Raw genomic sequence first — 13,118 nt, forward strand, 5'->3', positions numbered from 1 at the left:
CGCAGCCGCGCGGCCGCAGCGGTCCCACGCCGATGTGCGACACCCGCCTGCCCTCACGTAACTTTGGACGGATGCGGGCGCCGGAGGACTTCGACGCGTTCTACAAGGACGCGCGTGAGCGACTGCTGCTGCAGGCCTACGCACTGACCGGCGACCTGCCGGCTGCGCGCGCCGCTGTCCGCGACGCCTTCATCGTGGCCTGGCACCACTGGCGCAAGGTCTCGCGCATCGAGGACCCCGAGACGTCGGTGCGACCGCATGCGTGGGCCCACGCCCAGCGTCGCCACACCGCGCGCGTCTGGCACCGCGACAAGAGCCTCGACCCCGAGGTCGGCGCCACGCTCGACGCCCTCGGCAAGCTCGGCGTGGCCCAGCGCAAGATGCTGCTGCTGACGACGCTCACCACGGGCTCGCTGGCCGAGATCGCCCGCGAGGCAGGTCTGCCGCGCGACGAGGCCGAGCGTGAGCTCCAGACAGCCACGGCCCGCTACGCGCTGCTCCGCGACGTCGAGTCGACGCAGGTGCGCGAGACCTTCGAGCCCTTGCGGACCCAGGTGGCCGGGGCGCGCTGGCCGCGCGCCACGATCATCCGCCGGGCCGGTGCCGCCCGGCGGCGTACCCACACCTCACTGGGGGTGCTCGGCACCGTCGCGGCGCTCGCCATCAGCGGGTTCGTGGTCACCCAGGGCGGCACGGTGCGGCCGACCCTGACCGACCCGGCGCAGCAGCAGACCCTCGCGTCGCCGAGTCCGGTCTCGGCCCCCTCGGCGGAGCTGACCAGCGACGACCTGCTCGGCGCCGACCAGGTGACCCGGCTGGCTCCGGACCGGACCTGGTTCGAGGAGCGCACCAGCGAGCTCACCGCCGGCGCGGAGGGCACGCTCGCCCCTTGCCGGCAGGGGCGCTTCGCGGACCCGGAGGGCGGTCAGGCCTTCGTCCGCCGTTTCGGGACCGAGCCGGAGAAGAAGAAGCCCGACCTGACCGCCCTCCAGATCTCCGAGCTCTCGGTCAGCGAGACGGCCGCCAAGCGGGCCTTCCGCACCTCAGCGGCCTGGTACGCCGGCTGCATGGACCAGCGGATGCAGCTGCTCAGCACCGCCGCGCTGGACCACGTGGGCGACCAGGCAGACCTCTTCGTGCTGCGCTCGTGGAAGGCCCCCGTCAGCACCCTCGTCGTGGGTGTGGCGCGCACCGGCCACGTCGTCACCACGACGCTCAGCCGGAGCAAGGGCCTCGACTCCATCGACCGCGAGGCACCCGCCCAGCTGCTGGCCGCGGCGGTCAACGCGCTCTGCGGCAGCCCCGGCACGGGCACCTGCGCCGGCCCGCCCAAGATCAGCGACATCGCCCCCCTCGCGATCGGCGACGCCCCCGGCATGATCAGCGAGGTGGACCTGCCGCCGGTCACGGTGGTGAGCAAGCCCTGGGTCGGCACCCAGGTGCGCAAGGCGGTCGCCAACTACGCCGCCAGCGGTTGCGCACGGGCCCGTTTCGCCGTCGACGACATGAGCAACGCGCTCACCCGCTCGTTCGTGATCCCGAACGCGACGCTGCCGGCCGAGTTCGGCATCACGCAGACCGTCGGCACGCTGCCGCGCAAGCGCGCGCAGGAGTGGATCGACGCCGTGCGCGACCGGATCGCGGTGTGCGTCGAGAAGCGGCTCGGCACCAGCGTCACCCGCGTCGAGAACCGCTCGTCCGATACCGAGGACATCACCGTGTGGCACCTCACCACCGAGATCACCGACCAGAGGTCGGTGCACTACCTGATGGCCGTGCTGCGCAACGGCACGGCCGTCTCCCAGCTCGGGTTCATCCCGACCCAGAAGGTCCGGATGCGTCCCGGTGCGTTCCTCGCGCTCTCGGAGCGTGCGCTCGACCGGCTCCGCCGGATGCCGGAGCCGGGATCCGGCGGCATCTGACTCGCGCCGGTTGCGCCGCGCGTGCAACCTCTCCGGACGCTCAGGCGTAATCCTGGTGACCGACGAGAGAGGTGAGCGTGGACGAGCAGGAGTTCGACGAGCTCTACGACGCGTCGTTCCGCCGCCTGACCGCGCAGGTCTACGCCCTCACCGGCGATCTCGAGGAGGCACGCGACTGCGTCCAGGAGGCGTTCGTGAGGGCCTGGTCGCACCGGCGCCGGCTCTCGACGATCGAGCACCCGGAAGCGTGGGTCCGCACCACCGCCTACCGCGTCGCCGTCTCCCGCTGGCGTCGGATCGTCCGCGGCCGGCGCGATCCCGACCGGGCCCTCGCGCCGCGGCTGGAGACCGCGGCCCTGGGCCCTGACCACGTCGCCGTGGTCGCCGCGCTCCGCCAGCTCCCCGAGGAGCAGCGCCGCGCGCTGGTCCTCCACCACCTCGCCGACCTGCCGGTCGCCGACATCGCCCGCCACGAGGGCACCCCCGTCGGCACCGTCAAGGCCCGGCTCTCCCGCGGCCGCGCGGCCCTCGCGCTGCTGCTCGAGGAAGGGACCAGTCATGCCTGAGACCCACGACCCGTTCGACGACCTGCGCGACGTTGCGGTCCGGCCCCTCCCGGCGGCGGAGATCCGCGCCCGTGGGGACCGGCTGCGCCGGCGGCGTGCGACGCTCGCCGTGCTCGGCGCCGCCGCTTCCGTGGCCCTCGTGGCGGGCGTGATCGGGGCGATCGGCTCCCCCGGTGACCAGGTACTGCCGGCGCCTGCGCCCGCCACGACGTCACCGTCGGCCACACCCGGGTCCGAGGAGGGCGGACTGATCCCGGCCGACTTCCCTCTCGGTGCCGGCCTGCCCGGCGAGCCGCAGATCGACCGCTCGCCCGAGGCCATGACCTCGATCGGTCTCTGCGACGCGTTGGTGCCGGCGGAAGACGGCCTCGACGGCATCTCCTTGGTGACGGAGGTCCCTGCTGGAGTCCTCCGCACGCTGCAGGTCTACGCATCGTCCGCGGAGGCACGGGCGGTGGTCGCCGACGCGCGGGCGGCGGTGGTCGGGTGCCCCCGCGACAGCTGGTCCGACGGAACCCGGCTGCGCAACGACCCGGTGCCGTTCGACACGGGTGAGGCGTCCTTCGCGTTCAGCGAGCGAAGGTTGCCGACGGAGTCGCTGCAGGACCACACCTTCTACCACCTCGTCGCGGTCGGGAGCGCGGTCGTCCTCCAGATGACCCACGTCACCGACCCGGGCCTGTCGCAACCTCTGGAGGTCGAGCAGACCCTCGTCCCCGTGGTGGAGGCGATGACGATCTTCTCCGACGTGGAGGCGCTCCCGCCGACCGGCAGTGCCAACCCCGGGGCCAACCCCGAGGCCAACCCCGGGGCCAACCCCGGGGCAATCCCCGCGGACTTCCCGCTCGACGTCGACCAGGTCGCCATGGAGGGCGACGGCGGCGAGAAGCGCGGCCCCTCTCCCGACGAGACGGGGCTCGACGAGCTGACCCTGTGCGGCGCACCGATCTTCGCCGACGACCCTGCCGAGCGGCTGGCCTCGACGGCGACGGGGCCGGAGTACGCCGACATCCGCGAGCTCCGCGTCTACCCCACCGCCGACGAGGCGGCCGAGCAGATCACGATGCTGCGGGCCCGCATCTCCACAGACTGCTCGCAGCCGGTGGACGGCGGGGGGCGACTGGTGAACGTCCCGATCCAGGCCGACACCGGCTACGACACCGTCACCTGGGCCGACTACTACACCCGGGGGCTGGGCGGCGGTCCCGTGCAGTTCACCCGCGTCGGCAGGGCGGTGCTCGCGGTGGCGCTCAGGGGTGAGTTCTCCGAAGCGTCGCTCGACGGCGCAGGCGACACGGTGACCGAGGTGACGCTCAAGATCACCCCGGCGATGTGCGTCTTCACCGAGGACGGCTGCGGCGGTGGCCCCTCGGAGCCGGAGTACCTGGCGATGTCGCACGGGCAGGCCGGCCCGTTCGTCATGGGGATGCAGCTCCGCGCGGTCCGCAAGCAGGCCACCACCCTGGACGACTCCGGCCGGTGCGTGAGCTTCACCTGGGAGCCGGAATCCCTGCCGCACCTGACCGGTGTCGTGGACCCCGACCGGGGCGTCGTCAGCCTCGCGTCGTCGGACCAACGGTTCATCACCGCCGAGGGCGTGGAGGTGGGCGCGACGTACGCCGAGGTGCGCGACGCCTACCCCGACGCCACCGGCGACCGCGTGTCCCTCGTCGCAGATCTCGGCGAGGGTGCCTACTACCGGTTCGACCTCAAGGGTGGTCGGGTCGCCACGCTGGAGCTGGCCCTCTGGGACCAGTCCTGCGTCGGCTGACGCTCGAGCCGGCTCAGCGAGCCTGGACGCCCCGCTCTTCCAGAATCTCCCGCATGAGCTGCGCGGTCTCGGACGGCGTCTTGCCGACCTTCACGCCGACCGCCTCGAGGGCCTCCTTCTTGGCCTGGGCGGTGCCCGAGGAGCCGGACACGATGGCGCCGGCGTGGCCCATGGTCTTGCCCTCGGGAGCGGTGAAGCCGGCGACGTAGCCGACCACGGGCTTGGTGACGTGGTCCCTGATGTACGTCGCCGCGCGCTCCTCGGCGTCGCCGCCGATCTCGCCGATCATCACGATCGCCTCGGTCTCGGGGTCGTTCTCGAACGCCTCGAGCGCGTCGATGTGGGTGGTGCCGACGATCGGGTCGCCACCGATGCCGATGGCGGTCGAGAAGCCGAAGTCCCGCAGCTCGAACATCATCTGGTAGGTCAGCGTGCCCGACTTGGACACCAGCCCGACCGGGCCTTTGCCTGCGATGGTGTGCGGGGTGATGCCGGCCAGCGACTCCTCCGGCGTGATGATGCCGGGGCAGTTGGGCCCGATCATGCGCGTGGACCTGCCGTCGAGGTAGGACCACACCTCGGCCGTGTCCTGCACGGGCACGCCCTCGGTGATGACCACGAGCAGGCCGATGCCGGCGTCGATGGCCTCGATGCAGGCGTCCTTGGTGAAGGCCGGCGGCACGAACACGACCGACACGTCGGCGCCGGTCTCGGCCATCGCCTCCTTCACGTTGCCGAAGACGGGCAGCTCCTGGCCGCCGAGCTCGACGGTGGTGCCCGCCTTGCGGGCGTTGACGCCGCCCACGATGGCAGAGCCCGCGTCGAGCATCAGGGTGGTGTGCTTGGAGCCCATCCCGCCCGTCATGCCCTGGACGATGATCTTGGAGTCCTTGTTGAGGTAGATCGACATCTCTCTGCTTCCCGTGCTCAGGCACTCTGCTGGTTGAGATTGGCCAGCTCGGCAGCCTTGTCGGCCGCACCGTCCATGGTGTCCACCTGGGTGACCAGGGGGTGGTTCAGCTCGTCGAGGATCCGGCGGCCCTCGGCGACGTTGTTGCCGTCGAGGCGAACGACGAGGGGCTTGGTGGCCTCGTCGCCGAGGATCTCCAGCGCGCCCTTGATGCCGTTGGCGACCTCGTCGCAGGCGGTGATGCCGCCGAAGACGTTGACGAAGACGCTCTTGACCTGCGGGTCGTGGAGGATGACGTCGAGACCGTCGGCCATCACCTGGGCGTTCGCACCGCCGCCGATGTCGAGGAAGTTGGCGGGCTTCACGCCGCCGTGCGCCTCGCCGGCGTACGCCACCACGTCGAGCGTCGACATGACCAGCCCCGCACCGTTGCCGATGATGCCGACCTGGCCGTCGAGCTTGACGTAGTTGAGGCCCTTGTCCTTGGCCTTCGCCTCGAGCGGGTCCTCCTCGTCGCGGATGACGAACGCCTCGTGGTCGGGATGCCGGAACTCCGAGGCGTTGTCGTCGAGCGAGACCTTGCCGTCGAGCGCCTCCAGCACGTCGCCGGACAGCCGCGCGAGCGGGTTGACCTCGACGAGCGTGGCGTCCTCCTCGACGTACACCTTGTAGAGCGCCTGGATCATCGTCACGGCCTGCTCGAAGACCGGCTCGGGGAACTTCGCCTCGGTGGCGATCTCGCGGGCCTTGGCCTCGTCGACGCCGGCGCCGGGGTCGATCGCGATCTGCTTGACGGCGTCGGGGTTGGTCTTGGCGACCTCCTCGATCTCCACGCCGCCCTCGACGCTGGCGATGCAGAGGTACTGCCGGTTGGAGCGGTCGAGCAGGAAGGAGAAGTAGTACTCCTCCTCGATGCTGGCGGCGGGAGCGATGAGCACGCGGTTCACCGTCAGGCCCTTGATCTGCATGCCCAGGATCGCCTCGGCGTGCTGCTCGGCCTCGTCGGGGGTCTTCGCGAGCTTGACGCCGCCTGCCTTGCCGCGGCCGCCCGCCTTCACCTGCGCCTTGACGACGACGACGCCGAGCTCCTCGGCGGCCGCCCTGGCCTCGGCGGGAGTGGTGGCCACGATCCCGAGAGTCACGTGGACGCCGTGCTTGGCGAAGAGCTCCTTCGCCTGGTACTCCATCAAGTCCATCTGGTCGACCAGTCCTTCGTCGCTCGAATGTCCGGGGGCTGTCCTCTCGGCACCTTAGTAGCGGGCAGGCTCCGCGCGGAGAGCGGGTCGCGGGTGCGGACGGTGTCGGGTTCGTTCAAGCCGGCTGTCGGCGGCGGCGGGCACGCTGGGGCGCATGACCGCACCCACCCTCAAGATGATCACCCTCGACTGCCCCGACCCCCGCGTCAGCGGCGCCTTCTGGTCCGAGCTGCTCGGCTGGGACGTGGCGGCGATGGAGGACGACTACGCCATGCTGGCCGGCCCCGGCGGCATCGCGCTGGGCCTGGGCAAGGTCGCCGACCACGAGCCGCCGGGCTGGCCCAACGAGCGCGGCAGCAAGCAGTTCCACTTCGACCTGGCCTGCGAGGACGTCGAGGCGGCCGCCGCCCGCGTGACCGAGCTGGGCGGCAGCGTCCCCGACGACCAGCCCGGCGAGACCTGGACAGTGGCGCTCGACCCGGCTGGGCACCCGTTCTGCCTCACCGCAGCAGCCAACTGGTGAGGGCGCCGTCAGACGACGGCGAAGTGCTCGCTGACCCAGCCGGTGATGTCGGTGGTGGTGGCGCCGGGGGTGAAGACCTTGGCGACCCCCATCTCCTCCAGGACCGGGATGTCTTCGTCGGGGATGATCCCGCCACCAAAGACGACGATGTCGGAGGCGTCGCGCTGGGCGAGCAGGTCGACCAGCGTGCGGAAGAGCGTCATGTGGGCCCCCGAGAGGACCGAGAGACCGATCAGGTCGGCGTCCTCCTGGATGGCGGTCTCGACGATCTGCTCGGGCGTCTGGTGCAGCCCGGTGTAGATCACCTCGTGCCCGGCGTCGCGCAGCGCGCGGGCGACGATCTTGGCGCCGCGGTCGTGTCCATCGAGTCCGGGCTTGCCGACGACGATGCGAATGCGGGAGGCTGCCATAGGGGCAGGGTAGTCGCACGTGTCCGGGGACCCGGTCGTGAACCCACACGAGGTGTGGAGAAGCGCAGCGGGCCTATCGATCCGTGAGCGATCCTGGCGGGGGCCACTGATCCACGCACCGATGGCGCACCGATTGCGCGCACCGATTGCATGGGGCAGTGACCATTCCGTTACAGTGTGGGCTCGCCCCGGCGGCTGGTGCTCCGTGCAGTGTGCCCCGCCAGGACAGCTCTCAAACCAGCAGTGAGGGATTTTTCTTTCGATGGGTGACCACCGGGCAGATCGGCGCAGCCCGCGCCGCAGCACCTCGGAGACCCCACCCTCGGCTGCCCCGACGACCTACCCAGGCGCCGGCAAGCGCGCCGCGGGTCGCGCGGCCGCCGAGGCTCCGGCCCCCGCACGCCGCGAGGTCGCCGACCGGATCCGCACCTCGGCGCCCGACCTGGCGTCGCCCCGAGCCCGCGCGACCTCCCCTCGCCGTGCCGCAGCCGCCGTGCCGGCGGCCGGTGGCCGCCGCAAGGCGACCGCCAAGAAGCCCCTCGTCTCGGGACTGCCCTCGGTGCCGGTCCTCGCCGGCGTGGCCACCGTCGCCATCGCCGCCATCGGCGCCCTGTCCGCCGTCCAGGCGCCGGTCACCGCGAGCGCGGGCGACCAGATCGCGTTCAGCCCGGCCAGCGCCCTCTCCGGCAGCAGCGCCAGCGGCAGCAGCAACCTCTTGACCGGCCGCAGCCAGACCGTCTCTCGCGACTCCTCGCGCGATGCCCTCGGTGAGACCGTCGACGCCGAGCTCGTGGCCGAGGCAGAGAACGTCGCCGAGCAGCGCGACGCGACGCTGGCCCAGTTCGCCCAGCAGGCGGAGAAGCAGGCGGCCAAGATCGCGCTCAACGCATGGGTCGTGCCGCTCGACTCCTACGGCATGAGCGCCGGCTTCGGTGCCTCCAGCTATCTCTGGTCCCACCTGCACACCGGGCAGGACCTGTCGGCCCCGATCGGCACGCCGATCAAGAACGTCGCCAACGGCGTGGTGACCGAGGTCGGCTACGACGGCTCCTACGGCAACAAGACCGTGGTCACCCTCGATGACGGCACCGAGATCTGGTACTGCCACCAGACCAGCTTCCTGGTCAGCGTCGGTGACGCGGTCACCGGCGGCGAGGTGATCGGCACCGTCGGGTCCACCGGCAACAGCACCGGCCCGCACCTGCACATCGAGGTCCGCCCCGGCGGCGGCGACCCGGTCGACCCCTACGAGGCCTTCCTCGTGCACGGGATCGCGCTGTAGGCGCTGCGCTCGCTCCTCAGGGGCCGCACAGCCCGACCAGACGGATAGCCGCTAGAGCTTCTCCACGGGGGCATACCTCAGCAGCAGCCGCTTGACGCCCTCGGAGCCGAAGTCGATCGAGGCGACGGACTTGTCGGCCACGCCCTCCACGGCGACGACCGTGCCCATGCCGAACGAGTCGTGCAGCACGCGGTCGCCCGGGTCGAGGCTCGGCACCTCGCGGGCCGGCTTGGCCTTGGCCGCCGCATCCGCGCGGGCCGCCGCTGCGGAGAAGTTGCGCCGACCGACGTCGGTGGGCGAACCCAGGCCGGAGGACGCCGCTGAGGCGCTCGACCAGTCCTGCCTGCCCCAAGAGGTCTGCGCGGCCGCCGTGCGCCGCCAGTCGACGAGCTCGTCGGGCAGCTCGGACAGGAACCGCGACGCCGGGTTGTGCGCGGGCGCTCCCCAGGCCGACCGCACCAGAGCGCGGGTGACGTAGAGCCGCTGCTGGGCCCGGGTGACGCCGACGTAGGCCAGCCGGCGCTCCTCCTCGAGCTCGGGCTGGTCGCCCAACGAGCGCGAGTGCGGGAAGACCCCGTCCTCGAGGCCGGTCAGGAAGACGACGGGGAACTCCAGTCCCTTGGCGGTGTGCAGCGTCATCAGCGTGACGACGCCGGTGTCGTCGCCCTCGGGGGCGTCGGGGATCTGGTCCGCATCGGCGACCAGCGCCACCCGCTCGAGGAAGTCGCCGAGCCCGGGGGCGACCACGCCGGCGTCGACGTCGGCAGGGTCGGCGGACGGCCCGGCCACCGGGTCGTCGGAGAACTCGCGCGCCACGGCGACGAGCTCCCCGAGGTTCTCCACGCGGGTGCCGTCCTGCGGGTCGTCGGACGCCTCGAGCTCGGCGAGGTAGCCGGTGCGCTCGAGCGTCGACTCCAAGATCACGTCGGCGCGCTCGCCGGCGTCGACCATCGACTGGAGCTCCTGGACCAGGCCGACGAAGCCCTGGATGTTGCGCAGCGACCGGGTGGCGAGACCCGGCGCCTCGTCGGCGCGCTGCAGGGCCTCCCAGAAGGTGATCCGCTCACGCTCGCCGAACTTCTGGACCGCCTCCTCGGCGCGGTCGCCGATGCCCCGGCGCGGCGTGTTGAGGATCCGGCGCAGCGAGATCTCGTCGGCCGGGTTGACCAGCATCCGCAGGTAGGCCAGCGCGTCGCGCACCTCCCGGCGCTCGTAGAAACGCACCCCGCCGACGACCTTGTAGGGCATGCCGACGCGGATGAACACCTCCTCGAACACACGCGACTGCGCGTTGGTGCGGTAGAACACCGCCACGTCGGCGGGCTTGGCCGCGCCGTCGTCGGTGAGCTTGTCGATCTCCTCGGAGACGAACCTCGCCTCGTCGCGCTCGTCGTCGGCGACGTAGCCGACGATCGCGGCGCCATCGCCCGCGTCGGACCACAGCCGCTTGGGCTTGCGGCCCTTGTTGTGCCCGATGACGGCGTTGGCGGCGTTGAGGATGGTCTGGGTGGAGCGGTAGTTCTGCTCCAGCAGGATCGAGGTGGCGTTCGGGAAGTCCTGCTCGAAGTCGAGGATGTTGCGGATGTTGGCGCCGCGGAAGGCGTAGATCGACTGGTCGGCGTCGCCCACGACCATCAGCTCGGCCGGCGCGACCCGGTCCTCGGGCTCCTCCCCTGCCGCGGGCGAGACCGACGAGACCTCTTCCATGGAGTCGGCACACAGCTGGTGGATCAACGCGTACTGCGCGTGGTTGGTGTCCTGGTACTCGTCGACGAGGACGTGTCGGAAGCGCCGACGGTAGGTCTCGCGCACCTCGGGGAACTGCTGGAAGAGATGCACCGTGGTCATGATCAGGTCGTCGAAGTCGAGGGCGTTGGCCTCGCGCAGCCGCCGTTGGTAGCTGGCGTACGCCGCGGCGTACGCCTCCTCGAACTTGTTGTGCGTGTCCTCGGCCGCCGCCTCGAAGTCGACGAGGTCGTTCTTGCGGTCGGAGACCCAGTTGAGCACCGCGCCGGGCTGGTAGCGCCGCGGGTCGAGGTCGAGGTCCTTGAGCACGAGCGTCATGAGGCGCTTGGAGTCGGCGGCGTCGTAGATGGAGAAGTTGGACTTGTAGCCGAAGTTGGCGATCTCCTTGCGGAGGATGCGCACGCAGGCGGAGTGGAAGGTGCTGACCCACATGATGCGGGCGCGCTTGCCGACCAGCGCCTCCACGCGCTGCTTCATCTCGTTGGCGGCCTTGTTGGTGAAAGTGATCGCCAGGATCGAGCCGGGGTGGGCCTTGCGCTCGGAGATCAACCAGGCGATCCGCCGGGTGAGCACCCGGGTCTTGCCGGAGCCGGCGCCGGCGACGACGAGCAGCGGGGCGCCCGCGTGCATGACGGCGGCCTGCTGCGGCGGGTTGAGACCTCCGAGGAGCTCGTCGCGGGTCGGGCCACCCCGCTCGGTGCGCTCCTGCTCGGCGAACTCGAGTCCAGGCAGCGTGCTGGCGGTGTCACTCGTCATGTCGGTCTCAACCCTACGCGCGACCACCCCCGGTGCGTCGCGCTGCTCACAGCCCCTGACCGACGGCGGGGGCGGCGCGGACCGCCTAGCGCGTGCGGCGCGCCCTTCCTCGTACGACGAGCACGGGGCAGGGCGCGTAGTGCTGGACGCGCTGGGCGGTGCTGCCGACGAGGACGGTCTCGGTGAGGCCCCGGTTGCCGGCGGAGACGACGACGAGCCCGGCGTCGGTCTGCGCGGCCTCCTTGATGATCTCGCTGGCCGGGGATCCGCTGCGGACCTTGGTCCGCACCTTCGGTCCCCATCCCTTGAGCGCGTCGGCGATGACGTCGACCGCCGACTTGGCGGCGTCGCGGAAGCTGCCGGTCTCCGCGTTCGCCGCCCGCCTGTCGGCCGGGCTCAGCTCGTCGGCGAACGCGACGGCGGCGAGCGGCCGGATGACGGCGACGACGGTGACGCCGGTGACCTTGGCCGGGTCGGCGAAGGACTGGAAGTGCCGCGCCGCGGCCAGGGACTGACGGGACCCGTCGGTGGCGATGACGACGTGCATGGTCAGTGCTCCTTCGCAGACGTGCCGGCCACGGGGTCTCCGCGCTCGGCGCCAGGCGGTCGGTCGCGCCGACCGAAGACCGACTCGACCAGGTAGAGGACGACGCCGATGGCCAGGAGCCCACCGACCCACCACAGCGAGGCGGGGTCGTCGTACACGACGTAACCGAGGAGGACGACGTTGCCCACCAGGCCCACGCACAGCAGCGGGGTGCTGGCACGGTAGGTCTCGTCGTCCTCGTCCTGCCCGCGCAGCTTCAGCGCCGAGATGATCACCAGCGCGTAGATGAAGAGCAGGAAGACGACCGTCACCGTGGCGAGCCGTTCGACGACGTCGATGCCGGCGCCCGTCTCGTTCAGCAACGTGCCGACGAGAAGCAGCCCGGCGACCACGATGAAGCTGAAGCCGAGCCCGACGACCGGGCTGCGCCGGGTCGGGTGGATCTTGGCGAACGCCGCGGGCACGACGTCCTCGCGGGCCATCCCGTAGAGGATCCGCGACTGGGTGACGACCGACACCAGCGTCGTGTTGGTGATCGCGATCATCGCGATGATGGCGAAGAGGATCGTCATGACGCCGACCTCCACAGGGATGATCCCGGCCTGGACGACCTCGAGCAGCGCGGCATCGGAGTCGGCGAGCTGGTCGACCGGGACGGTCAGCGCAGCGGCGATCGCCACCAGGACGTAGATGACGCCGGCGGTGACCATGCCGCCGACCAGGGCGCGCGGAAAGGTCTTCTTCGGGTTGATCGTCTCCTCGGCGACGTTGGCGGCGTTCTCGAAGCCGGTCATGGCGAAGAACGCGAGCGCCACACCAGAGATCACCGCGAGGATCGGGCTGCCTTCTCCGGAGAACTCCGTCAGCACGCCGAAGTCGGCGTCGCCCTCGGCCACGAACCACACGCCGATGCCCATCACCACGATGAGTCCCGCCACCTCGACGAAGGTCATCAACATGTTGACGACCACCGACTCGGTGATGCCGATGAAGTTGAGGATGGTCAGCAGCAGCAGGAAGACCAGCGTGATCAGCAACGCCGGCGGCAGCTCCCAGACCTCCGCGAAGTACGCCGCGAAGCCGGACGCGAGCGAGCCCGAGGCCGCAAAGCTCGACGACAGGAACGAGATGGTGATGAGGAAGGTCAGCGCCTTGTTGCGGAAGGCCTTGTTGACGTAGAGCGCCGCCCCCGCGGCCTGGGGGTACTTCGTCACCAGCTCCGCGTACGCCAGACCGGTCAGCGTCGCGACGGTGACACCCGCGGCGAACGCCACGAAGAAGGCACCGCCGACCGCGCCGGCCACCGCGCCGATGAGGACGTAGATCCCGGAGCCGAGGACGTCGCCGAGGACGTAGAAGTAGAGGAGCTTGCCGGTGATGGACCGGGTGAGCTGGTCCTCCCGCTCGGGCTGGTCGGTCGTGACGGTCATGGGCCGGCTCGCTTTCCGAGACGAGGGGAGCAGTCGCTCCACCCAACCCGCCACCGGCG

The 13,118-nt window shown here is 71.1% G+C and carries 11 protein-coding genes; 5 read left to right on the forward strand and 6 right to left on the reverse strand.

Annotated features, from left to right (window positions below; all coding sequences use genetic code 11):
- Window positions 1-71 precede the first annotated feature (71 nt).
- From ABD295_RS05885 to ABD295_RS05895, 3 genes are all read left to right on the forward strand, one after another.
- Window positions 72-1,922 carry a hypothetical protein gene (locus ABD295_RS05885; protein WP_344302737.1) on the forward strand — a complete coding sequence of 617 codons (1,851 nt, stop codon included), beginning with the start codon at window positions 72-74 and terminating at the stop codon, window positions 1,920-1,922.
- A 77-nt stretch (window positions 1,923-1,999) separates the two neighbouring features.
- The gene (locus tag ABD295_RS05890) at window positions 2,000-2,488 is read left to right on the forward strand and encodes an RNA polymerase sigma factor (RefSeq protein ID WP_344302738.1); all 489 of its coding nucleotides are present in this window, start codon (window positions 2,000-2,002) and stop codon (window positions 2,486-2,488) included.
- Entirely contained in the window at window positions 2,481-4,259 is a 1,779-nt protein-coding gene (locus ABD295_RS05895) for a hypothetical protein (RefSeq protein ID WP_344302739.1), read from the forward strand. Before ABD295_RS05890 ends, ABD295_RS05895 begins: the two co-directional genes overlap by 8 nt.
- A 13-nt stretch (window positions 4,260-4,272) precedes the next feature.
- Here ABD295_RS05895 and sucD read toward each other — a convergent pair whose 3' ends face one another.
- On the reverse strand, window positions 4,273-5,169 hold the full coding sequence (sucD, locus tag ABD295_RS05900; protein WP_344302740.1) for a succinate--CoA ligase subunit alpha: 897 nt from the start codon (window positions 5,167-5,169) through the stop codon (window positions 4,273-4,275).
- Window positions 5,170-5,186: 17 nt separating this feature from the next.
- Window positions 5,187-6,365, reverse strand: coding sequence for an ADP-forming succinate--CoA ligase subunit beta (gene sucC, locus ABD295_RS05905; RefSeq protein ID WP_344302741.1), 1,179 nt, complete (start codon window positions 6,363-6,365; stop codon window positions 5,187-5,189).
- Window positions 6,366-6,519: 154 nt separating this feature from the next.
- On the opposite strand from sucC, the gene ABD295_RS05910 reads away from it, so the two are divergent.
- Window positions 6,520-6,888, forward strand: coding sequence for a VOC family protein (locus tag ABD295_RS05910; protein ID WP_344302742.1), 369 nt, complete (start codon window positions 6,520-6,522; stop codon window positions 6,886-6,888).
- Between the two features lie 8 nt (window positions 6,889-6,896).
- On the opposite strand, the gene icmB is transcribed toward ABD295_RS05910, so the two are convergent.
- Window positions 6,897-7,298, reverse strand: coding sequence for a coenzyme B12-dependent isobutyryl CoA mutase small subunit (icmB, locus tag ABD295_RS05915; RefSeq protein ID WP_344302743.1), 402 nt, complete (start codon window positions 7,296-7,298; stop codon window positions 6,897-6,899).
- Between the two features lie 262 nt (window positions 7,299-7,560).
- Here icmB and ABD295_RS05920 point away from each other — a divergent pair, with 262 nt between their 5' ends.
- Window positions 7,561-8,580, forward strand: a complete 1,020-nt coding sequence (locus ABD295_RS05920; protein WP_344302744.1) for a M23 family metallopeptidase — start codon at window positions 7,561-7,563, stop codon at window positions 8,578-8,580.
- Window positions 8,581-8,631: 51 nt separating this feature from the next.
- On the opposite strand, the gene pcrA is transcribed toward ABD295_RS05920, so the two are convergent.
- The 3 genes from pcrA to ABD295_RS05935 all read right to left on the reverse strand — a co-directional run bounded on the left by pcrA (window position 8,632) and on the right by ABD295_RS05935 (window position 13,059).
- Entirely contained in the window at window positions 8,632-11,082 is a 2,451-nt protein-coding gene (gene pcrA, locus ABD295_RS05925; RefSeq protein WP_344302745.1) for a DNA helicase PcrA, read from the reverse strand.
- An 85-nt stretch (window positions 11,083-11,167) separates the two neighbouring features.
- Window positions 11,168-11,629 carry a universal stress protein gene (locus ABD295_RS05930; protein ID WP_344302746.1) on the reverse strand — a complete coding sequence of 154 codons (462 nt, stop codon included), beginning with the start codon at window positions 11,627-11,629 and terminating at the stop codon, window positions 11,168-11,170.
- Window positions 11,630-11,631: 2 nt separating this feature from the next.
- Window positions 11,632-13,059: an APC family permease gene (locus ABD295_RS05935; protein ID WP_344302747.1), complete on the reverse strand. Its 1,428-nt coding sequence runs from the start codon at window positions 13,057-13,059 to the stop codon at window positions 11,632-11,634.
- Between the last annotated feature and the right edge of the window lie 59 nt (window positions 13,060-13,118).

Origin of the sequence: Nocardioides bigeumensis (assembly GCF_039531755.1) — a bacterium.
GTDB lineage: Bacteria > Actinomycetota > Actinomycetes > Propionibacteriales > Nocardioidaceae > Nocardioides > Nocardioides bigeumensis.